The 21,512-nt window shown below is 64.9% G+C and carries 21 protein-coding genes; 13 read left to right on the top strand and 8 right to left on the bottom strand.

What is annotated here, in order from left to right; all coding sequences use genetic code 11:
- Positions 1-4: 4 nt before the first annotated feature.
- The 4 genes from AC56LH_RS18095 to AC56LH_RS18080 are packed head-to-tail and all read left to right on the top strand — an operon-like array spanning position 5 to position 2,631.
- Positions 5-808 carry a DUF3025 domain-containing protein gene (locus AC56LH_RS18095; protein ID WP_499648308.1) on the top strand — a complete coding sequence of 268 codons (804 nt, stop codon included), beginning with the start codon at positions 5-7 and terminating at the stop codon, positions 806-808.
- 15 nt (positions 809-823) lie between these two features.
- Entirely contained in the window at positions 824-1,825 is a 1,002-nt protein-coding gene (locus tag AC56LH_RS18090) for a Gfo/Idh/MocA family protein (protein WP_499648306.1), read from the top strand.
- The gene (locus AC56LH_RS18085) at positions 1,822-2,178 is read left to right on the top strand and encodes a glyoxalase superfamily protein (protein WP_499648304.1); all 357 of its coding nucleotides are present in this window, start codon (positions 1,822-1,824) and stop codon (positions 2,176-2,178) included. The genes AC56LH_RS18090 and AC56LH_RS18085 overlap by 4 nt, the downstream gene beginning before the upstream one ends.
- Positions 2,179-2,235: 57 nt before the next feature.
- Positions 2,236-2,631, top strand: a complete 396-nt coding sequence (locus AC56LH_RS18080) for a 50S ribosome-binding protein YggL (protein WP_499648302.1) — start codon at positions 2,236-2,238, stop codon at positions 2,629-2,631.
- A gap of 14 nt (positions 2,632-2,645) precedes the next feature.
- On the opposite strand, the gene AC56LH_RS18075 is transcribed toward AC56LH_RS18080, so the two are convergent.
- Positions 2,646-3,404, bottom strand: a complete 759-nt coding sequence (locus AC56LH_RS18075; RefSeq protein ID WP_499648300.1) for a hypothetical protein — start codon at positions 3,402-3,404, stop codon at positions 2,646-2,648.
- Between the two features lie 209 nt (positions 3,405-3,613).
- Here AC56LH_RS18075 and AC56LH_RS18070 point away from each other — a divergent pair, with 209 nt between their 5' ends.
- Positions 3,614-4,348 (top strand): NYN domain-containing protein, encoded by a 735-nt coding sequence (locus AC56LH_RS18070; RefSeq protein WP_499648298.1) that lies wholly within the window; start codon positions 3,614-3,616, stop codon positions 4,346-4,348.
- On the opposite strand, the gene recG is transcribed toward AC56LH_RS18070, so the two are convergent.
- Entirely contained in the window at positions 4,345-6,405 is a 2,061-nt protein-coding gene (recG, locus tag AC56LH_RS18065) for an ATP-dependent DNA helicase RecG (protein ID WP_258835956.1), read from the bottom strand. The genes AC56LH_RS18070 and recG overlap by 4 nt on opposite strands.
- A gap of 118 nt (positions 6,406-6,523) precedes the next feature.
- Here recG and queA point away from each other — a divergent pair, with 118 nt between their 5' ends.
- From queA to secF, 5 genes are all read left to right on the top strand, one after another.
- Positions 6,524-7,546: a tRNA preQ1(34) S-adenosylmethionine ribosyltransferase-isomerase QueA gene (queA, locus tag AC56LH_RS18060; RefSeq protein ID WP_183555982.1), complete on the top strand. Its 1,023-nt coding sequence runs from the start codon at positions 6,524-6,526 to the stop codon at positions 7,544-7,546.
- A 26-nt stretch (positions 7,547-7,572) separates the two neighbouring features.
- Entirely contained in the window at positions 7,573-8,712 is a 1,140-nt protein-coding gene (tgt, locus tag AC56LH_RS18055; protein ID WP_499648296.1) for a tRNA guanosine(34) transglycosylase Tgt, read from the top strand.
- Positions 8,713-8,892: 180 nt separating this feature from the next.
- On the top strand, positions 8,893-9,225 hold the full coding sequence (yajC, locus tag AC56LH_RS18050; protein ID WP_183555984.1) for a preprotein translocase subunit YajC: 333 nt from the start codon (positions 8,893-8,895) through the stop codon (positions 9,223-9,225).
- A gap of 59 nt (positions 9,226-9,284) precedes the next feature.
- Positions 9,285-11,159, top strand: coding sequence for a protein translocase subunit SecD (gene secD / locus AC56LH_RS18045; protein WP_499648294.1), 1,875 nt, complete (start codon positions 9,285-9,287; stop codon positions 11,157-11,159).
- A gap of 16 nt (positions 11,160-11,175) precedes the next feature.
- Complete coding sequence (gene secF, locus AC56LH_RS18040) at positions 11,176-12,198, top strand: protein translocase subunit SecF (RefSeq protein ID WP_183555986.1); 1,023 nt, start codon at positions 11,176-11,178, stop codon at positions 12,196-12,198.
- Between the two features lie 145 nt (positions 12,199-12,343).
- On the opposite strand, the gene AC56LH_RS18035 is transcribed toward secF, so the two are convergent.
- Positions 12,344-13,237 (bottom strand): LysR family transcriptional regulator, encoded by an 894-nt coding sequence (locus AC56LH_RS18035; protein ID WP_499648292.1) that lies wholly within the window; start codon positions 13,235-13,237, stop codon positions 12,344-12,346.
- Positions 13,238-13,339: 102 nt separating this feature from the next.
- Between AC56LH_RS18035 and AC56LH_RS18030 the strand changes: the two genes are divergently transcribed.
- Entirely contained in the window at positions 13,340-14,368 is a 1,029-nt protein-coding gene (locus AC56LH_RS18030) for a zinc-dependent alcohol dehydrogenase family protein (protein WP_499648290.1), read from the top strand.
- A gap of 4 nt (positions 14,369-14,372) precedes the next feature.
- On the opposite strand, the gene AC56LH_RS18025 is transcribed toward AC56LH_RS18030, so the two are convergent.
- The 5 genes from AC56LH_RS18025 to AC56LH_RS18005 form a co-directional block, all read right to left on the bottom strand.
- A complete protein-coding gene (locus AC56LH_RS18025) occupies positions 14,373-16,217 on the bottom strand; it encodes a glycoside hydrolase family 15 protein (RefSeq protein ID WP_499648288.1) in 1,845 nt (614 codons plus the stop codon).
- Complete coding sequence (gene fabG / locus AC56LH_RS18020; protein ID WP_183555990.1) at positions 16,210-17,007, bottom strand: 3-oxoacyl-ACP reductase FabG; 798 nt, start codon at positions 17,005-17,007, stop codon at positions 16,210-16,212. Before fabG ends, AC56LH_RS18025 begins: the two co-directional genes overlap by 8 nt.
- 263 nt (positions 17,008-17,270) lie before the next feature.
- The gene (locus tag AC56LH_RS18015) at positions 17,271-18,104 is read right to left on the bottom strand and encodes an HDOD domain-containing protein (protein WP_499648286.1); all 834 of its coding nucleotides are present in this window, start codon (positions 18,102-18,104) and stop codon (positions 17,271-17,273) included.
- Positions 18,105-18,196: 92 nt separating this feature from the next.
- Positions 18,197-18,478, bottom strand: coding sequence for a hypothetical protein (locus AC56LH_RS18010; protein ID WP_183555992.1), 282 nt, complete (start codon positions 18,476-18,478; stop codon positions 18,197-18,199).
- A complete protein-coding gene (locus AC56LH_RS18005; protein WP_229424815.1) occupies positions 18,475-18,903 on the bottom strand; it encodes a MarR family winged helix-turn-helix transcriptional regulator in 429 nt (142 codons plus the stop codon). The genes AC56LH_RS18010 and AC56LH_RS18005 overlap by 4 nt, the downstream gene beginning before the upstream one ends.
- Before the next feature lie 225 nt (positions 18,904-19,128).
- Here AC56LH_RS18005 and AC56LH_RS18000 point away from each other — a divergent pair, with 225 nt between their 5' ends.
- Both AC56LH_RS18000 and AC56LH_RS17995 read left to right on the top strand, forming a co-directional pair.
- Positions 19,129-20,067, top strand: coding sequence for a GlxA family transcriptional regulator (locus AC56LH_RS18000; protein WP_499648284.1), 939 nt, complete (start codon positions 19,129-19,131; stop codon positions 20,065-20,067).
- Positions 20,068-20,203: 136 nt separating this feature from the next.
- Complete coding sequence (locus AC56LH_RS17995; RefSeq protein WP_499648282.1) at positions 20,204-21,505, top strand: acetylornithine/succinyldiaminopimelate transaminase; 1,302 nt, start codon at positions 20,204-20,206, stop codon at positions 21,503-21,505.
- Positions 21,506-21,512: the final 7 nt, after the last annotated feature.

The following is a 21,512-nucleotide window of genomic DNA, read 5'->3' as shown; positions in this document are numbered from 1 at the left end:
ACCGATGCTGCCGCCGATCGACTGGGCGCAGCCGTGGTACGACACGGTGCGCCCGGCCTTCGAGCGCGCCGCGCCGCCGCTAGATGGCTTCATCGACGCCTTCAATGCGGCCGCCTGCGCGCAGGGCCTGCGCAACGGCGCCGGCCAGCCATTGCGCTTCGTGCCGCAAGCGAGCCTGCCCGACGGCATGGCGTACGAGGCTTTCATCGGCGCGACAGGGCAGGTGCCCACGCGCGACAATCTGCACGACTTTTTCAACGCGCTGGTGTGGCTGACGTTCCCACTCATCAAACGCGCCCTGAACACGCTGCAGGCGGCGCAGATTGCGCAGGCCGGCGTGGGCAAGTCACGTGGGCCGGCGCGCGACGCCGCCACGATCTTCGACGAGAACGCGGCGCTGCTGGTGGTGCGCGACGATGCCGCTGGGCGTGCATTGATCGACGACCTGCGCGCGCACCGCTGGCTTGAAGCGCTGTACGACGGGCGCGCGATGTTCGGCCGCGACGCCGAGGTCTGGCTGTTCGGCCACGCGCTGATGGAAAAGCTGGTCACGCCACGCAAGGCGATCACCGCGCACACGCGCGTCGTGTTCGTGGATGACGCTTACTTCGCGCTGGCGCCGGCTGCGCGCCGTGCCTGGATCGACCGCGAGGTGGCTGCTGCACTGGCCGGCGAAGGCCTGGCGAGTAACGGGGCTACAGCCGGCTTCACACCGCTGCAGGTGCTGGGCGTACCAGGCTGGTGGCCGGGGCAGGACGCTGACTTTTATCGTGATACCACCGTGTTCCGTCCACGCCGGACGGACTAACCAAGGAGAATGTGCATGGCTGAAGCGGTACGTTGGGGAATCCTCGGCACGGGCAAGATTGCCCATGCCTTTGCCACTGCACTCAAGGATGTGCCAGGTGCGGTGCTGGCCGGCGTGGCGTCACGCAGCCAGGAAACGGCCGATGCGTTCGGCCGCGAATTCGGCGCGCTGGCCAGTTACGGCTCGTACGCGGCCCTGGCCGCGAACCCGGACATCGACCTGGTCTACATCGGCACGCCGCACCCGCAACACGTCGAGAATGCGTTGATGGCCCTGCGCGCCGGCAAGGGCGTCCTGTGCGAAAAGCCGTTTACGATGAACCTGCGCGAAGCCGAGCAGGTCGTCACGCTGGCGCGCACGAAGCGCCTGTTCCTGATGGAGGCGATGTGGACGCGCTACCTGCCGGCCTACCAGGAAGTCCAGCGCATCCTGGCCTCCGGCGAAATCGGCACGCCGCGCCAGGTGGTGGCCGACTTCGGGTTCGCCGCCACGTTCGGCCCCGAGCACCGCGTGTTCAATCCCGAGCTGGGCGGCGGCGCGCTGCTCGACCTGGGCATCTATCCCTTGTCGATCGCTGCGGGCCTGCTCGGGCCAGTGTCGGAAATCCGCGCCCAGGCCGAGATGGGCCCGACCGGCGTCGACGTGCAAACGGGCTTCACGCTCAAGCACGAAGGCGGCGGCATGTCGGTCTGCAGCTGCTCGCTGCTGGCGCGCACGCCAGCCGAACTGACGGTGGCGGGCGAGCGTGGCCACGTGCGCATGAACACGCGCTTCCACTGCGCGACATCGGTCACGGTCACGCTCGACGACGGCACTTCGCGCACGATCGACACGCCGTATCTGGGCAACGGCTACGTGCACGAAGCCATCGAGGCGCAGCGCTGCTGGCAAGCCGGTTTGCTGGAAAGCCCGGTCATGACGCAGCGCGAAACGCTGGCGCTGATGGGCGTGATGGACGAAATCCGGCGCCAGATCGGCTTGCGTTACGAGGCGGACCGGGTACGCCCGCCAGCATGATGCTTGGCGCCGTCACGCCGATCCTGCGCATCTTCGACGAAGCCAAAGCCAGGCAGTTCTATGCCGACTACCTCGGCTTCAAGGTCGACTGGGAACACCGGTTCGCGCCCGACCTGCCGCTGTACCTGCAGATCGTGCGTGACGGGTGCGTGCTGCACCTGAGCGAACATCATGGCGATTGCTGTCCTGGTGCGGCGCTGCGGATCGCCGTTGACGATATCGATGCGCTGCATGCCGAGCTGACGGCCAGACACTATGGCTACGCAAGGCCGGAGATCGAGGATACGCCATGGGGCTCACGTGAATTGAGCATCAAGGATCCGTTCGGGAACCGGCTCACGTTCACATGCTGACGACACGATCGAACCGTCACCGGCGGTTCGGATAACGCCGATAACAACAAGGACACCATGAAACGCGATGCCCGCTCGACCGCCCGTGTACGGCGCCTCAATCAACGTCAACGCAAGAAGCTGCGTGTTGGCGAATTTACAGAATATGTCTTCGATGTCGAGCTGACGTTCAGTGAGCCGATCGATGACGACGCGCACAGCGCCCTCATTGATGACTTGTTCGGTTTTATCGAGGAGCGCGGGATGATTGGTGGCGGTTTCGGCGGACGCTTCCCTCTGACCGCAACCTCTGGCGTCATCACGACGTTGGAACGCGGCTCACCGAGCGAAGACGATCGAGAGGCCGTCGCGCAGTGGTTACGCGCCCGGCCAGAGGTGGCCGATGTCCGTGTTCATGCATTGGTCGATGGATGGCATGGCGGAACCCAACATGGGCATGATCGTACCCAATAAAGGTATGTTCCCGGTCAGGTGGCTGGTGGCGTCGACGCGATCGCCCCATCCAGCCGCCTGAACAAGTCGCGATGCAGGTCCCGCGTGTGCTTTTCCATGTGCTTGCGCGCATGCGCGATTTCTTGCAGCTCGCGCTGCGCCACATCGTCCTTGCCGTTGGCAATGGCCCACAGCGCCAGTTCGACGCGCGCATCGATACTGCCGAAGCGTTCTACCACTGACTCGAACTGCCCGCCGGCTTCAAGCTGCTGATTGTTCGCGGCATACGCGCGGCCCAGCGCCAGCGCGACTTCATCGGCGCGAAAGCCTGGCTGCCGGGTTTGCAGCGACGCGAGCAGCGCGATTGCTGCCGCCGGCTGGCCATGCGCCGCATTGGCGCGCGCAGCGCCCATGATCACCTCCGGATCGCCCGCGAACGGCCCGCGCAGGCAGGCGTCGTAATGCTGGACCGCTTCGTCGGACTGGCCCGCACCCAGCAGCGCGGCGGCCAGGCGCATCTGGTTGTGCGCCGTCGGGGTCAGGTCGAACGCGCGCCGCGCTTCGCGCACGTCACGCCCCGGATCGATGGTTCTCTGCAGCGCGCGGGTGGCGATGCGGCCCTGGCGCTGAAGGCGCGACGCGGGCAGGTACTCGGCCACGAAGTAGGCCAGGCTGCCAAGGACCGGGAACGAAAACAGGATCAGCAGCCAGTACATCTGGCGCCCGTTGCGCAGCGCATGGACCGCGAAGAACAGCGCGATCAGAAAGTGCAGTCCGAGTCCGACGATAGGCATGCCAGGTTCCGTATTGAATGGTGAATGAGAGGCGCAACTGCCCCGGGCAGGGCGTTGCAACTCAGCCAAGATAGCCGCAAACAGGGAGCAAATTTCTAACGGATTGTCACAGTGCGTTTGTACAACACGGTAAGCGCTCAGACGGGAAATCCCACCCGCCCGTCGTCAATATCCTGCTAGAGTCAAGCTGTTGCCTAACGGGAATTCTCATGTCTGCAGAACGGAATGTCGCGGTACTGATCGATTGCGAAAATGCGCAGAGCGCCGTGCTCGATCAGGCGATGCAGCATGCATCGAGCCTTGGGCGTGTGATGCTGCGGCGCGGTTATGGCAATGCGGCTTCGCTGACCAACAAGTGGCAGGAAGCGCTGATCCGCCACGGCTTTGCGCCGTGCCTGCAATTCCAGTATGTGGGTGGGAAGAATACGGCCGATATCGCGCTGGCGCTGGACGCACTGGAGATGCTGCTCGACGGGCGCGTCAACCAGTTCGTGATTGTCACGAGTGACTCGGATTTTGTCGGCTTGTGCCGCAAGCTGCAGGAGCGCGGCGCTGGCGTGCATGTATGTGGCGAAGCGAAAACGCCTGCGGCCTTGCGATGTGCCTGTGACGCATTTCATGAGGCGGCACTGATCGCACCGGCCATCGAAGCGCCACCGGCTGCGTCGGGCGCCGTGAAAACCATCGTCGACTGGCGGAATCTACTGGTCAAGACGGTCCGCAAAGTCACAAAGGCGTCGCCCAATGGATTGGTCAAGCTGAGCGAACTGGGAAATCAACTGAAGCAAGCCAGCCCCGGGTTTTCTCCGGCAGCACATGGTCATGCCAAGCTGCGGACGATGATCGAATCTTGCAGCCAGTTGCGATTGCACCAGACGGAAGGTGGCCATTGCACCGTCAGCATGGCGCCAGCATCGCCGCCTACCGCCCTGCGCGCCGTCTAAACCTTCAAGAACTCCTCACGCCCACCCAGCCAGCGCGCCAGATGCGCATCGACGACCGCCATCTTCTCCGGCGTCTCGCCCTCAAGCAGCCACTGCGCCACGTCGCGCGCCCGGTCGACCATCCACTGGTCGATCTCCAGGTCGGCAAAGCGCAGCATCGCCTGTCCCGACTGGCGCGCGCCCAGAAACTCACCGGGCCCGCGGATCTCCAGGTCACGCCGCGCGATCTCGAAGCCGTCCGTCGTCTCGCGCATCGTCAACAGGCGCTGCTTGGCCACCTGGCCCAGCGGCGACTGGTACAGCAGCAGGCACACCGATGCCGCCGAGCCGCGGCCCACGCGTCCGCGCAACTGGTGCAGCTGCGACAGGCCGAACCGCTCCGCATGCTCGATCACCATCAGCGACGCATTAGGCACGTCCACGCCCACCTCGATGACGGTCGTCGCCACCAGCACATGCACCTGGCCCGCCGTGAACGCGTCCATCACTTCCTGCTTCTCGGCCGGCTTCATGCGGCCATGCACCAGGCCTACCTGCAGATCGGGCAGCGACTCGGCCAGCGTTTCGTAGGTCTCGGTTGCCGTCTGCAATTGCAGCGCTTCGGATTCCTCGATCAGCGGGCAGACCCAGTACACCTGGCGGCCTTCGAGCGCCGCGGCGTACACGCGTTCGACGACTTCGTCGCGGCGGTTCTGGTCGATGGCGCGCGTGACGATCGGGCTGCGTCCCGGCGGCAGTTCGTCGATGACCGATACTTCGAGGTCGGCGTAGTACGTCATTGCCAGCGTGCGCGGGATCGGCGTGGCTGACATCATCAGTTGGTGCGGCACCAGGCCGTCGCTGCCCTTGTTGCGCAGCGTGAGGCGCTGGCCGACGCCGAAGCGGTGCTGCTCGTCGACGATCACCAGGCCCAGTTTCGCGAACTGCACCGAGTCCTGGATCAGCGCGTGCGTGCCGATCACCAGGTTTGCCGCGCCCGATTCGATCAACGCGTTCGATGCCGCCTTGTCCTTTTTCTTCAGGCTGCCGGTGAGCCAGGCGACCTTCACGCCAAGGGGCTCCATCCAGGCGGCGATCTTGCGGAAGTGCTGTTCGGCCAGGATCTCGGTCGGCGCCATCAGGGCCGCCTGATAGCCGCTGTCGATCGCCTGCGCAGCGGCCAGCGCCGAGACCACCGTCTTGCCGCTGCCCACGTCGCCCTGCAGCAGGCGCTGCATCGGGTAGCCGGCGCGCAGATCGGCGCGGATCTCTTCGACCACGCGCTGCTGCGCGCCGGTCAGCGCGAACGGCAGCCCGGCCAGAAAGCCTTCGGACAACTGGCCCACCGCGCGCAAGGGGGGCGCGCCTTTTTCGCGGCGCGCACGCTGCGCGCGTTTCAGCGACAACTGCTGCGCCAGCAGTTCGTCGAACTTCATGCGGTCCCAGGCCGGATGCGAGCGCTCGATCAGCGCGTGCTCGTCGACGTCCGCCGGCGGGTAGTGCAGGAGCTTTACGGCCGGCTCGAAGTCCATCAAATCCATGCGCTTGCGGATCGCGGGCGGCACGGTGTCGGCCCAGTCGATGCGCTTCATTGCGTCGGCGATCGCGCGCCGCAGCACCGTTTGCGACAAGCCTTCGCCGGCCGGGTACACCGGCGTCAATGAGGCGGGCAGGGGCGCGCCTTCGTTGACCACCTTGTAGCCCGGGTGGACCATCTCGGCGCCAAAGAAACCGTGTTTGAGTTCGCCCCGCGCGCGGATGCGCACGCCTTCGGCCATCTGCTTGACCTGGCTGCCATAGAAATTCATGAAGCGCAGCAGCAGGTCGCCCGATGCATCGGCGATCGTGACGAGCAACTGGCGGCGCGGCTTGAACGAGATCTCGTTCTTGGTCACGATGCCTTCGACCTGCCAGGTCTGGCCGCCGCGCATGCAGGCATCCCGGATCGTGATGATCTGGGTCTCGTCCTCGTAGCGCAGCGGCAGGTGCAGCACCAGGTCCATGTCGGTGCGCAGGCCGAGGCGGGCGAGCTTGCTTTCGAGCGTTTTTGGGGGCGTTGTGGTTTTAGGGGCGGGCATATTGCGGCAAAGTGGCGCTTGCTGACGTAAAATAGAAGGTTCGCCGTATGCGCTTCAAGCCTCTATTGTAAAGCTGGCAGCATTGATTTGCCGAGATTTGCCCAACCAATTGAACATCATGTATTCGCTATCCGATTTCGACTTCGACCTGCCCCCCGAGCGCATTGCGCAATTGCCGCTGCCGGACCGCAGCGCGTCGCGCCTGCTGCACCTCGATGGCGACCAGATCATCGACCGCCAGTTCGCCGACATCGTCGACCAACTGCAGGCGGGCGACCTGCTCGTGATGAACAACACCCGCGTGCTCAAGGCGCGCTTTTTTGGCGTCAAGGAATCCGGCGGCCAGGTCGAGGTGCTGGTCGAGCGCGTGCTCGACAACCGCACGGTGCTGGCCCAGGTCCGCGCGTCGAAGTCGCCCAAGCCGGGCAACCGCATCCGCCTGGCCGACGCCTTCGATGTGACGGCAGGCGAGCGCGCCGGCGAATTCTTCACGCTGCACTTTGAAGGCGACGTGTTCGACCTGATCGAAGCGCACGGCCGCCTGCCGCTGCCGCCGTACATCGAGCACACCGCCGACGAATTCGACGAACAGCGTTATCAGACGGTGTACTCGAAAGAGCCGGGCGCCGTGGCCGCGCCCACGGCCGGCCTGCACTTCGACCAGCCGCTGCTGGACCGCCTGGCCGCGAAAGGCGTGAACTTCGCTTACGTCACGCTGCACGTGGGCGCCGGCACCTTCCAGCCGGTGCGGGTCGAAGACCTCAGCGAGCACAAAATGCACACCGAGTGGTACACGATCGCGCAAGAGACCGTGGACGCGGTGCGCGCCACCCGGGCCGCAGGCCGCGATGTGATTGCCGTCGGCACGACGAGTTTGCGCGCGCTGGAGTCGGCGTCGCAAAGCGGCGAGCTGGTCGCTGGCAGCGCCGACACGGCCCTGTTTATCACGCCCGGCTACACCTTTAAAACGGTCACGCGCCTGGTGACCAACTTCCACCTGCCCAAGTCGACGCTCCTGATGCTGGTGTCGGCCTTTGCCGGCTACGCGCCGATCCGCGCTGCCTATGCGCACGCAATTGCTAACGAATACCGCTTCTTCAGCTATGGCGACGCCATGCTCCTGAGCACCACCTCACGATAAGCCAGAAAAATAGGCCAGACACCACAATGCTCGAATTTACCCTGCTCAAAAAAGACACCAGCGGCCTGTCGCACGCCCGCCGCGGCCGCCTGAAGCTCAACCACGGCACCATCGAAACCCCGATCTTCATGCCGGTCGGTACCTACGGCTCGGTCAAGGCAATGGACCCGATCGAACTGAAAGACGTCGGCTCGCAGATCATCCTGGGCAATACCTTCCACCTGTGGCTGCGCCCGGGCGTGGACGTGATGAACAAGTTCGGCGGCCTGCACAAGTTCATGGGCTGGGATGGCCCGATCCTGACCGACTCGGGCGGCTTCCAGGTGTTTTCGCTGGGCGCGATGCGCAAGATCACGGAAGAGGGCGTCAAGTTCGCCTCGCCGATCGACGGCTCGAAACTGTTCCTGTCGCCGGAAATCTCGATGCAGATCCAGCGCGCGCTCAATTCGGACATCGTGATGCAGTTCGACGAATGCACGCCGTACGAAATCGACGGCCGCCCAGCCACTGCCGACGAAGCGGCGAAATCGATGCGCATGTCACTGCGCTGGGCCCAGCGCTCGATGAATGAATTCAATAGCGGCGGCAACCCGAACGCGCTGTTCGGCATCGTCCAGGGCGGCATGTACGAGCATCTGCGCGACGAGTCGCTCGCGGGTCTGGAAGACATCAACTTCCCGGGCCTGGCCATTGGCGGCCTGTCAGTCGGCGAGCCGAAGGAAGACATGAAGCGCATCCTGGCCCACGTCGGCCCGCGCCTGCCCGAGAACAAGCCGCACTACCTGATGGGCGTGGGCACGCCGGAAGACCTGGTCGATGGCGTGGCCAACGGCGTCGACATGTTCGACTGCGTGATGCCGACCCGTAACGCCCGCAACGGCTGGCTGTTTACGCGCTTTGGCGACGTCAAGATCAAGAATGCGCGCTATAAAGAAGAGATGGCGCCGCTCGACGAGAGCTGCACCTGCTACTGCTGCCAGAATTTCTCGCGCGCGTATCTGCACCACCTGCACCGCTCGAACGAAATCCTGGGCGCGCGCCTGAACACGATCCACAACCTGCATTACTACCTGAATCTGATGCAGGAAATGCGCGACGCGATCGACGCCGACGGCTTCCAGGCGTTCCGCGTCAAGTTCGCGGCCGATCGCGCACGCGGCGTGTAAGCACTTGCTTACCCTGCGGCCCCGATCTCGCGGTATTGACGGTCGGGGCTGCATGTAACATCGACCGGTTTGTCTTGCAATACCTGAAAGCAAGACGACATACTGCCGGATATGGTTTGCGGCTTCTGGCCGATGCTAGAATACACCGCTTATTTTTTTAACTTCACCATCGGAGTTCTTGTGTTCATTTCCAACGCGTACGCGCAAACTGCCCCTGTCGCCGACGCCGGCATCATGGGTAGCCTGACGACCTTCCTGCCGCTGATCCTGATGTTCGTGGTCATGTATTTCCTGATGATCCGTCCTCAGCAAAAACGCCAGAAAGAGGCGAAAGCCATGATGGACGCACTGGCCAAGGGCGACGAAGTCGTGACCGCCGGCGGTATCGTCGGCCGTGTTTCGAAAGTGGCCGAAGCCTATGTGACGCTGGAAGTTGCCGTCGGCACCGAAATCACCGTGCAAAAGAATTCGGTGACCACGCTGCTGCCAAAAGGCACGCTCAAAGCCCTGTAAGCCTTAGCTGTGCGCTGTGCGGGGTAACCCGCACTGCCTAACCTGAACGCCGGAACACTATGAATCGCTATCCCGTCTGGAAATACTTACTGATCGTCATTGCGCTGTTGCTGGGCGCTTTGTACACGGCACCGAACTACTTCGGCGAAACGCCGGCGTTGCAGGTCACATCAGGCCGTTCTACCCTGAATATCACGAGTGCCTCCACCACCGTGGTCGCGGATGCGCTCAAGCGCGCCGGTATTCCATCCACCGGTATCACCCTCGAAGGCACGGGCCACACCACCTCGGTGCGCGCGCGCTTCGCCGGTACCGAAGAGCAGTTCAAGGCCAAGCTGGCCCTCGAGCGCGAGCTGAACCGCGATCCTGCCAATCCCGATTACATCGTCACCGTCAACCTGGTGAAGAACACCCCGGCCTGGATGACGGCCATTGGCGCAGCGCCAATGAGCCTGGGTCTGGACTTGCGCGGCGGCGTGCACTTCCTGCTGCAGGTCGACACCAAGGCGGTCCTCGACAACAAGGTCAAGGCCCTGCAGTCGAGCGTGCGCAGCAACCTGCGTGACAAGAACGTGCGCCACAGCGGCATCGAGCGCGTGCGCGACACCATCGAAGTGCGCTTCCGCGATGCCGCGACCCGCAGCAGCGCGCGCACTGTGCTGGCCGCGCAGTCGAGCGAGCTGGCCTTTGCCGATGCCGCCGATGGCGCCGACATGAAGCTGATCGTGAGCCTCAAGCCCGAAGCCATCAAGCGCTCGGTCGAAGACGGCATCAAGCAGAACATCATGACGCTGTCCAAGCGCATCAATGAACTGGGCACCACCGAGCCGATCATCCAGCAGCAGGGCGCCGACCGCATCGTGGTCCAGCTGCCAGGCGTGCAGGACGTCGCGCGCGCGAAAGACATCATCGGCCGCACCGCCACGCTCGAACTGCGCATGGTCGACACCACCGTGACCCCGGGCACCGAGCTGTCGGCAGCGATTCCGCTGAACTCCGAACTGTTCACCGAAGGCCGCGGCGCACCGATCGTCGTTTCGCGCGACATCATCCTGACCGGTGAATCGATCTCGAGCGCCACCGCCAGCTTCGACCAGAACCAGCAGCCTGCCGTTTCGCTCGACCTGAACGGCGACGGCGGCCGCCGCATCCGCCTGGCCACGCGTGAAAACGTCGGCAAGCGCATGGCGATCCTGCTGAAAGAAAAGGGCGTCTACAACGTGCTGTCGGCACCGACTATCCAGAGCGAACTGGGTTCGAGCTTCCAGATCACCAATATGGGCACCTCGCAGGACGCCAACGAGCTGGCACTGCTGCTGCGCTCGGGCGCGCTGTCGGCGCCGATGGAATTCGTCGAAGAACGCGTGATCGGCCCGCAGCTGGGCGCCGAGAACATCGAGCGCGGCCTGCACTCGACCATCTGGGGCTTCGTGGCGATCGCGATCTTCATGATCATCTACTACCACCTGTTCGGCGTGTTCTCGGCGCTGGCGCTGGCGGCCAACGTGCTGTTCCTGCTGGCCCTGCTGTCGATTCTGCAGATCACCCTGACGCTGCCGGGTATCGCGGCAATCGCGCTGGCACTGGGCGTGGCAATTGACTCGAACGTCTTGGTGAATGAACGTATCCGCGAAGAGCTGCGTGCCGGCGCGACGCCGCAGGCGGCGATTTCGGCCGGTTCCAAGCACGCCTGGGACACCATCGTCGACTCCAACGTCACAACGCTGATCGTCGGTCTGGCGCTGCTGATCTTCGGTTCCGGTCCGGTACGCGGCTTCGCCGTTGTCCACTGCCTGGGCATCCTGACTTCGATGTTCTCGGCCGTGGTCGTGGCGCGCGGTTTCGCCAACCTGTGGTACGGCCGCCAGAAGAAGCTGACGAAGATTTCGATCGGCACGGTCTGGCAGCCTGGCATGACGCCTAACAAGAAGTAAGCACCGGGATACGACAATGGAATTTTTCAAGATCAAACGGGACATCCCGTTCATGCGCCACGCGCTGGTTCTCAATGCGATCTCGGTGATCACATTCGTGGCGGCGGTGTTCTTCCTGATCACCAAGCCCCTGAACTTCTCGGTGGAGTTCACGGGCGGCACGGTGATGGAGCTGCTCTATCCAAAGGCGGCGGACCAGGAAAAGATCCGCAACACGCTGCGCGGCATGGGCTATTCGCACCCTGAGGTGGCCAGCTTCGGCACCGCGCAGGACATCATGCTGCGCCTGCCGATCGTCGCAGGCGCGCCGGCGGCGAGCAGCTCGACGGCCGTGTTCAACGCGATTTGCCGCGACGATCAGGGCACCACCAAGCAGACGCAAACGACGACCGACAAGGGTGAAGTGCTCAACCGCACCAGCTGCGTCGCACCAGGCGGGCAAGAGCTGATCAGCCTGCAGCAAGTGCAGTTCGTCGGTCCGTCGGTCGGTGACGAGCTGGCCCAGAACGGCCTGAACGCGCTGCTGATGGTCATCCTGGGCATCGTGGTCTACCTGGCGATCCGCTTCGAATGGAAATTCGCTGTCGCCGCCGTGGTCGCCAACCTGCACGACGTGGTCATCATCCTGGGCTTCTTCGCGTTCTTCCAGTGGGAATTCTCGCTGACGGTGCTGGCGGCAACGCTGGCGGTGCTGGGCTACTCGGTCAACGAGTCGGTCGTCATCTTCGACCGGATCCGCGAAATGTTCCGCAAGCAGCGCCGCATGAGCGTGCCGGAAGTGATCGATCACGCGATCACCAGCACGATCTCGCGCACGATCATCACACACGGCTCGACGCTGATGATGGTCATGTCGATGCTGTTCTTCGGCGGCTACGCGCTGCACTACTTCGCGATCGCGCTGGCCATCGGCATCTGCTTCGGTATCTACTCGTCGGTATTCGTGGCCGCGGCCGTGGCAATGTGGCTGGGCGTCAAGCGGGAAGACCTGATCAAGCCGGTCAAAGAGAAAGACGACACCGACGGCGCCGTCGTCTGACCGATTGCACTTTTGCGGCTTTGTGTGTGTCAACGCACGGAGCCGCGATGTGCCCGTATTTATAGTGGAACTGTCTCTTTCAGGACATCCCTAGTTTTGGACTTCACCCGCCCCGGCAACGGCGCGGGTTTTTTTTGCGCCGTCGCTAAGCGTGGTCGGCTGCAAATTGCTGCTGCAGGAAGGCGATGAACAAGCGCACCCGCTGCGGCGCCTGCCGCCCGTAGGCATGCAACGCGTGGACCTCCAGCCCTGGCATCGGCAAGTGCGGCAGCACGATGTCGAGGCGGCCGGCGGCCAGATCGTCCGCCATGGCGATCCTGGCCAGCTGGGCGATACCGGCGCCTGCCAGCGCAGCCTGGCGCAATACAATCCCATCGTTGGTGTCGAACGGGCCGTCCGGCACCAGGCTGCTGCCGTCGGCCCAGGTCCATGGGAAGGGGCCGGCCGGCGTCAGGTAGCGCAGGCAGGCGTGATCGGCCAGGTCGGCCTGCGTGGCCGGCTGCCCGCGCCGCGCCAGGTAAGCGGGCGCGGCAACGAGCACCGGCTGCAGCGTCGTCAAGCGGCGCGCCGTCAGGCGGTTGTCCAGCAGAGCGCCGACGCGGATCGCCACGTCATACCCTTCGCGGATCAGGTCGACCTGGCGGTCGGCGATCCCCAGTTCGAGCTTGAGCCGGGGATGCGCAAGCGCGAACCGTTCGGCCCAGCCGGCGAACACGGTGCGGCCCAGGTCACTCGGCGCCGCCACGCGAAGCAGCCCGCTCACATCGTCCGGCGTGCGCAGCGCCTGTTCGGCATCGGCCAACGCCTGGATCAGTGGCGCCACCCGCTCGAAATACAGCGCGCCTTCGGCCGTCAGCGCCAGCGTGCGTGTCGAGCGCTGGATCAGCCGCACCCCGAGCCGCGCTTCCAGCCGCGCCACGCTTTTCGATACTGCCGAGGGACTCGCGCCCAGCAGGCGCGCAGCGTCGCTGAACGACCCGGTCTCGATCGTGCGGACAAATGCGGCCAGGCCAGCGGAGGTATCGACAATCGCAGTCATTCAGGAACTTTCGGCATAAATCATGTGATGTTTTTGGGACTAATTATCCGGTATATCCGCAATTACCATGGCAGCCATCTCATCTGTTCGAAAGGCTATCTCATGCTTCCAACCACAATGTGCCGCTGGCGCCTGACTGCGCCCGGCCGCGACAACCTGACATTGGCGAGCGCGCCGGTGCCTGAGCCGGGTCCGGGCGAAGTCCTGGTCCGCGTTGGTGCGGTGGCACTGAACTACCGCGACCTGCTGGCGATTGATGCTGGCATGGGCATTCCGCCCGTGTTTCCGCTAACCCCCGGCTCGGACCTGTGCGGCGTCGTCGCCGCGGTGGGCGAGGGCGCCCGACGTCTGCAGCCAGGCCAGCGCGTGATCTCGACCTTCGAGGCGGGCTGGTTTGATGGCTTGCCTGCGGGGACTGCGCGCCATCCGCCCGCCTACACCCTTGGCGGCGCCGCGCCCGGCGTGCTGGCCGAATACGTGGCACTGCCGGAAGACTGGTTCGTGGCGGCGCCAGAACGCCTGGACGATGCACAGGCCAGCACGCTGCCGGTGGCGGGCCTGACTGCCTGGAGCGCGCTGGTCGAGCACGGGCGGCTGCACGCCGGCCAGACCGTGCTGATCCAGGGCACGGGCGGTGTCTCGCTGTTTGCACTGCAGCTGGCGGTGGCGCATGGCGCGACGGCGATCGTGACCTCGTCCAGCGACGCCAAGCTCGAACGAGCCAGGGCGCTGGGCGCGGCGCACCTGATCAATTATGCGCGGGAGGATTGGGTCGAGGTGGTGTACCGCATCACCGGCGAGCGGGGCGCCGATCATGTGCTCGAGATGGTCGGCGGCGCACACCTGGATCGCGCCCTTCAAGCGGTGGCAGTGCAGGGGCGCATTTCGCTGATTGGTGTGTTCGACGGCTTCACGTTCTCGGGCTCGTCCGGCCTGATGCTGCGCAAGCAGGTGACGCTGCAGGGGATCAGCGTCGGCCACCGGCGCGCTCTCGAGGCGCTGGTGCGCGCGGTGGACCGCACCGGCATCGCGCCCGTGATCGACCGGCGCTACCCGCTTGCGACGCTGCCGGAGGCGCTGGCGCACCTGGCGGCAGGGCCGTTCGGAAAGATCGTGATCGAGATGGCCTAGGCCATCACAACTGCCACGGATGGTTGTTCCTGCCATCGAGCGCGCTGTCGAGATACGTGGCAGCGCTGATCAGGGCCAGGTGCGTGAACGCCTGCGGGAAGTTACCAAGCAGCTCGGCCTTGCCGGTGAACTCCTCGGCGTACAGCCCCACGTGGTTGCCGTAGGCGAGCAACTTTTCCATATTGTTGTGCGCCTGTTCCAGACGGCCGGCGCGCGCCAGGCATTCCACGTACCAGAACGAGCAGGCCGCGAACGCGCCTTCCTCGCCCTCGAGGCCATCGTCGCGGTCGTAGCGCAGCACCAGCGCGTCGTCGCCCAGCTGCTCGCCAATGGCGTCGAGCGTGACCAGCCACTGCGGGTCGGTCGAGCCGATGAAGCGCACCAGCGGCATCATCAGCATCGCGCCATCGAGGTCGGTGGAACCCTTGCTGCGCACGAAGTGGCCCAGTTCCTTGTTCCAGAACGTGGCCCAGATATAGTTGGAGATGTCGTTGCGCGCCGCGATCCACTGGTCGAACGGGGCGGTCAGCGAGCGCTTGCTGGCCAGGCGGATTGCCCGGTCGACCGCCACCCAGCACATGAGTTGCGAGTGCAGGTGCTCGCGCGGCGCTTCACGGCCTTCCCAGATACCGGCATCGGGCCGGCGCCAGTTCTCGCACACGAAGCTCACCACCTGGCACACGCCGAGCCAGCCGGCGTGCGAGATCGCCTCGCCGTATTTATTGCTCAGATAAACCGCGTCGAGCAGGGCGCCGAAGATGTCGAGCTGCAACTGGGTCGCCGCATCGTTGCCGATCCGGACCGGCTGCGAGCCGGCATAACCGGCCAGGTGATCCAGATCGACTTCGGCCTGCACCTCGCCGCCGTCGAGCGCGTACATGATGCGCAGCTGGCCATCGTCCGGCCCATGGCCGGGCCGCTCGGCCGACCAGCGCGTGAACGCCTTGGCTTCCTCGGTGTAACCAAGGCGCATCAGCGCGTACACGGCGAACGAGGCGTCGCGGATCCAGGTCGAGCGGTAATCCCAGTTGCGCGAGCCGCCCAGCACCTCGGGCAGGCCGAAGGTGGCCGCAGCGACCATCGAGCCGTGGCGGCGCGATGTCATCAGCTTGAGCACCAGCGCCGAGCGGGTGACGTCCTCGCGCCAGCGACCCTTGTAGGTCGAGCGTCTGGCCCAGTTGCGCCAGTGCGCGACGACGTCGACGACCAGCCTGTCGCGCGCCGCCTGGTCGAGCGGTGGGTCGCCTTCTTCGTCCATGACGATGTCGATCGACTCGCCGGCCTTCATCACGAAGGTGGCGCCGGCGCCGCCTTCGATGGCGGTGAAGTCGACCGGCGCGCACAGGCGCAGCGACGGCGCGCCGGCGGCGGAAAACACCACCTGGTCCTGCGTGATGCTGACCTCGGGCTGCAGGCGCGCGTAGTCGAAGCGGGGCTGGCAATCGAGCCGCATCCGTACTTCGCCCTTCGTGACTTCCACGCGCCGCAGCACGCATGCCGCGCCGTGACCGATTTCCTCGGGGCCGGCCATCAGATCGGTGATCTGGACGCTGGCCTCGTCACTGAGCCACTGCGTAAGCAGGACGTTGGTGTCGGGCAGGTAGGTCTGCACGACGCGCGCATCGGCCATCTGCGGGGCGAGCGTGAAGTGGCCGCCCTTGTCCGGGTCGAGCAGGGCGGCGAAGATGCTGGGGCTGTCGAAGTCGGGCCAGCACAAAAAGTCGATCGTGCCGTCGGTGGCGACGAGCGCCATCGTGGCCAGGTTGCCGATGGCGCCGTGGTTGGCGATGGGCCGCGGTGGTGGCGTGGCCGGTGGATTGGGCGCCTGGTTGCTTGAGCGTTCAACCATTGTCTTCAAAGCCCGGATACAGCGTCATGCCGCCGTCGACGTACACCGTGGTGCCGGTCATGTAGTCGGCCAGGTCGGACGCCATGAACAGCGCCAGCGCCGCCACGTCTTCCACGTCGCCGATGCGGCCGTACGGGATCAGTTTGAGCAGCTTGTCGGCCGCCGCGCCTTCAGTGGCCTCGGCATTGATCGGCGTTCGGATCGCGCCCGGGGCGATGGCGTTGACGCGGATGCGGTCCGGCGCCACTTCCTGCGCCAGGGAGCGCATCAGCATGCCGATCCCGCCTTTGGACGCGGCGTAGTTGACGTGGCCGGCCCAGGGAATGATCTCGTGCACGGAGCTCATGCACAGGATGGCGCCGTTGGCGCGCATGCGGCCACGGTTACCCTGCTCGCGAAAGCGCCGGATGGCGGCGCGCGTGCACAGGAACTGGCCGGTGAGGTTGACGTCGATGACGGCTTGCCAGTCCTTGAGCGTCATCTCGGCGATTGGCGCGTCTTTCTGGATGCCCGAGTTGGATACCAGGATATCGATGCCGCCGAACGCCTTGACGGTTTCGTCGAACAGGCGCGTGACGTCGTCTTCGTGCCCGACATTGGCCTGGACCGCAACGGCGCGGCCCCCGGCGCCAGTAATCTGGGCGACGACTTCTTCGGCCTTGTCGCGGCTGCTGTTGTAGTTGACGACGACCTGGGCGCCGGCCTCGGCGAACGCGAGGCTGATGCCGCGGCCAATGCCGGAATCGCCACCGGTAACGAGCACCACCTGGTCTTGCAAGCTGATTTTCATGGGATTCTCCAGAAGGTCGGGGCGCACGGTTGCGTGCGCCGGATATGAGAATGACCTTAGCAGAAAGCGGCGATGGGCCCGGCACGCGTGCCGTGGCAATGTCGTGCGGAAAAAGAAGAATTGAATAAGACGATTGAAATGCGTCCAGTGTGAGTCAGCGCACCGAGTGCGCACCCCACCAGACATAAGATCGGGCTGTCTCTTTCAGGACATCCCTAGTTTTGGACTTTGGCCCGCTCCTCACCGAGCGGGCATTTTTTTGCCTACAGCAGCGCCGAGGTCAGGCTCTTGACCTCGTCGCCCGACTCTGCCAGTACACCCTTGAGCGTGCCGTGGCCGAACACGAAGTCGATGGTGGCCGCGCCCGCATAGGTCGTGGCGCCCACGGGCGCGAACAGCGGCGACGGGAAGGGCGACAGGTCATTGGCCAGCAGCAGCGTGTCGCCGAGGGTTTCGGGCGGCAGCGCGCGCATGCCGTCCCACAACGCTTCGATGGCGCTCATCACGGGCGCCGGCACGGCCAGCTGGTGCAGCACGCCGCGGCCGATGGCCGCTTCGCCATGGTCGAGCCAGGCATCGAGATTATCGTCCAGCAGCCCCGGCATCGCTTCCGCGCGCGACAGCAGGTAAAAGCCGCCGACTTCGTGCACGATGCCGGCGAACAGGGCGGTTTCAGCGTCGACGAACGAGACGCGGCGCGCGATCACCTGGGCCAGTGCGGCCACGTGGGCCGAGTGGGTCCACAGCTGGTCGGCCTTCTTGCGCAGGCCGGGGTCGCGGATTTCGCTGGCCAGCTGGCGCACAATGACGGATGCGGCCAGCGCGCCCAGCGTGCGAAAACCCACCCGCTGCACGGCGGCGGGCACGCTCGTGACGTCGTTGCCGGACCGGTTATAGGCGACCGAGTTGGCGATCGCCACGGTGCGCGCGGCCAGTAGCGGCTCGGCCTGCACGAGGCGGGCGGCGGCGTCGATGTGGCAATCGGGTTCACTCAACGCCCGCTGCAACTTGAGCGATGCGTGAACGCTGGTGGGGAACGTGAGTTCGCCCCGGCTGGCTTCAGCAGCGATGCTGTCGAGGGAGGAGAGTTGATCCATCAAAAAATTATACCCCCAACCCATCGGAACGCGACCAAATATATTGCTCTAGAGAACCACCGGCAATGGCCTGTGGTGTCCCTGCGACCGGATTACGCTTCGCTGAAGATGGCGTCGCAGCCTTCTTTTGGCTCTTCGGTGTTTTCCAGCTCGTCGGCCAGGCCCAGGTCGAACAGTTCCTCGACCGCGTTCATGTAGCTGTTGAGCTTGGTGGCGCCGATGAGGCGGTAGATTTCGCCGGCTTCGTTGCGCACGCCGATCAGCATCGGTTCTTGCTGGACTTCGTCCAGGGGAGCGACGTCGAGCAGGATGTTGCCGATGATGTGCTTGTCGAAATGGGCTGGCTTCTTGTCGTCGATGAGGGCGGTTTTCAAGGCGTTTCCTTCAGGTGGGGTGGTGATGGCAGGGGACCGTTGCCGTGGCTGGTGATCCGGGTGCGCAGCAGCGTCAGGGCGGTTTCGAGCGTGGCGAAGTCGGTGTCGCTATAAGCGTGGAACAATTCCTTGCCGCGTGCGATCACGAGCGGGAATACATCGCAGAATACCTGTTCGCCGGCCGGCGTGAGGCGCACGAAGAACGAGCGCTTGTCGTCGCAGCTGCGCTCGCGCAGTACCAGGCCCTTGTGCTCCAGGCGCTCGATGACGCCGGTGAGCGTGCCCTTGGTGATCAGGGTGCGCTCGCCCAGCTCCTTGTAGCTCATGCCGCTCGTGTTGCCGAGCGTGGCGATGATATCGAACTGCGCATGCGTCAAGCCATTCTGGCGCACGGCGTCGCCCGAGACGCGCTCGAAGCTCTGCATGCACTCGGCCAGCAGTCGGACGCTTTTTAGATATCGTTCCCCCATGGGCCGGGATTATAGCCGCCCGCTGCACTGCCAGTAGCACGACGCGTCCATCGCTACGCAATATTGCGGGGCAGGCGGCCACAGGCCCGTTGCGCGAATGTTCTCCGGTATGATGTACGCCCATGTCGTTTGCACAGGCCTGTGGCCATTTCCTTTTCGTGACCCTGACCATCCGCCGCGATGCAGCCTGACCTGTCCCTGCTGACGCAGGAGCGGCTGCTGCGCGTGCTCCTGGTCAATGCCGGCGAGCCGGACGCGCTGACCTGGTCCGGGCTGTACCAGCCGCTGCGGCTGGCCGCCAAGGTGCTGGGGCCCGAGCGCCTGCACGTCGACGTGCGCAGTCCCGACAAATTCATGGGCGACGCCCAGCGTCACTGGCACCTGGTGCTGCTGGTAGCCGACGAGGCCGAAGCGGCGCTGCGCCCGGCCAATTTGCGCGCGCTGGTCGATCGCTGCCGCGCCGCGCCGTTCTGGGGCGGCGTCGGCGCCGGCGTGCTGTGGCTGGCCGACGCGGGCGTCCTGCACGGCGTGCGCACCGCGCTGCCGTGGGCGCTGTACCCGGACGTCAATGCCCAGGCCGAGCAGGCCCTGCTCACCCCCAACCTGTACGAATTCGACGCCAACCGCCTGACTTGCTGTGGCGGCGCGGCCAGCATCGACTTCGCGCTGACGCTCGTCGATCTGCTGTTCGGCGCGACCGTCCAGGCGCAAGTGAAAGAAACGCTGTGCATCGACCGCGTGCGCGGCCCGGACGAGCGCCAGCGCGTGGCGCTGCAGGCCCGCTTCGGCGCGCTGCAACCGAAACTGTCCGAGGCGGTGGCGCTGATGGAAGCCAATATCGAAGAGCCGCTGTCCACCGACGAAATTGCCCAGCTGGCCGGCATTTCGCGGCGCCAGCTCGAGCGCCTGTTCAAGCAATACCTGGGCAGCCTCCCGTCGCGCTACTACCTCGAACTGCGCCTGCGCCGCTCGCGCCAGCTCCTGCTCGACACCAATCACTCGATCGTGCAGGTGGGGCTGATGTGCGGATTTTCGTCGGGCTCGCACTTTTCGACGGCGTTCGGGGCCTTGTTCGGCAATACGCCGCGCGAAGAGCGGCAGAGGAAGCTGGCGCAATAGCCCCGTCCGGTAGCGTCAAAAATGAAAATGCCTGTCGCACTTCTAAAAGAAGTTGTCGGCCAGCGTTTCTATAATGAATTGATCATGCGGGAGAAGAATCCCGCGCCATTTACATTGATTGGATGAGGAAAAAGCCATGAACGCTCAGCTTGATTCGGGTATCGCCACGCGGTCTGTCACCCGCCAGACCTTCGACGACGTCCTGGTCCCGACCTACGCCCCGGCCGCCATGGTGCCGGTGCGCGCATCGGGCCTGGACCTGTGGGACCAGGAAGGCAAGCAGTATCTGGACTTCACCTCGGGCATCGCCGTCACTTCGCTGGGCCACGCCCACCCTGAAGTGAACGAAGCGCTGACCAAGCAGCTCAACACGCTCTGGCACCTCGGCAACGGCTACACCAACGAGCCGGTGCTGCGCCTGGCCAGTGCGCTGACCGAAGCGACGTTCGCCGAGCGCGCGTTCTTCTGCAACTCGGGCGCTGAAGCCAACGAAGCGGCGCTCAAGCTGGCCCGTAAATACGCCCACACCAAGTTCGGTCCGCACAAATCGCGCATCGTCTCGTGCCTGGCCTCGTTCCACGGCCGTACGCTGTTTACCGTGTCGGTCGGCGGCCAATCGAAATACACCGAAGGCTTCGAGCCGCTGCCACCGGAACTGAGCCACATCCCGTACAACGACATCGAGGCCGCGCGCGCCGCGATTACCGATGATGTCGCGGCCGTGATCGTCGAGCCAATCCAGGGCGAGGGCGGCGTCATTCCGGGCAACCCGGACTACCTGAAAGCGCTGCGCGAGCTGTGCGACCAGACCGGCGCACTGCTGATCTTCGACGAAGTCCAGTCGGGCATGGGCCGCACCGGCACGCTGTTCGCCTACGAGCAGATGAACGTCAAGCCGGACGTTCTGACGTCGGCCAAGGCGCTGGGCAACGGTTACCCGATCGGCGCGATGCTCACCACCACCGAGATCGCCAAGCACCTGGGCGTGGGCAGCCACGGCACGACCTACGGCGGCAATCCGCTGGCTACCACCGTCGCCCTGAAGGTCCTGGAGATCATCAACCAGCCGGCCTTCCTGGCGCGCGTGAAAGAAGCCAACGTGGCGATCATGACGAACCTGCTGCAACTGGCGTCGGACTTCCCGCAAGTGTTCGGCCAGCCACGCGGCATGGGCCTGCTCCTGGGCCTGCCGATGGCGGAAACGTCGAAAGGCCGCTCGAAGGACTTCACCAAGATCGCCGAGAAGATGGGCCTGATGCTCCTGATCGCGGGTCCTGACGTCGTGCGCCTGGCGCCGGCGCTGATCGTCTCCGACGCGCAGATCGCCGAAGCGAACCGCATCATGCGCGCCGCCGTGGCCGAATTCCTGGCCGACGCCATCGACGAACCTGCGGCCCCACGCAAAGAGGCACCCGTGCCTGCACCCGACGCCGCCTGATGCATCG

The organism is Telluria sp. LT1R51-2 (assembly GCF_059685775.1).
This window is presented reverse-complemented; position numbering and strand designations above follow the sequence as displayed.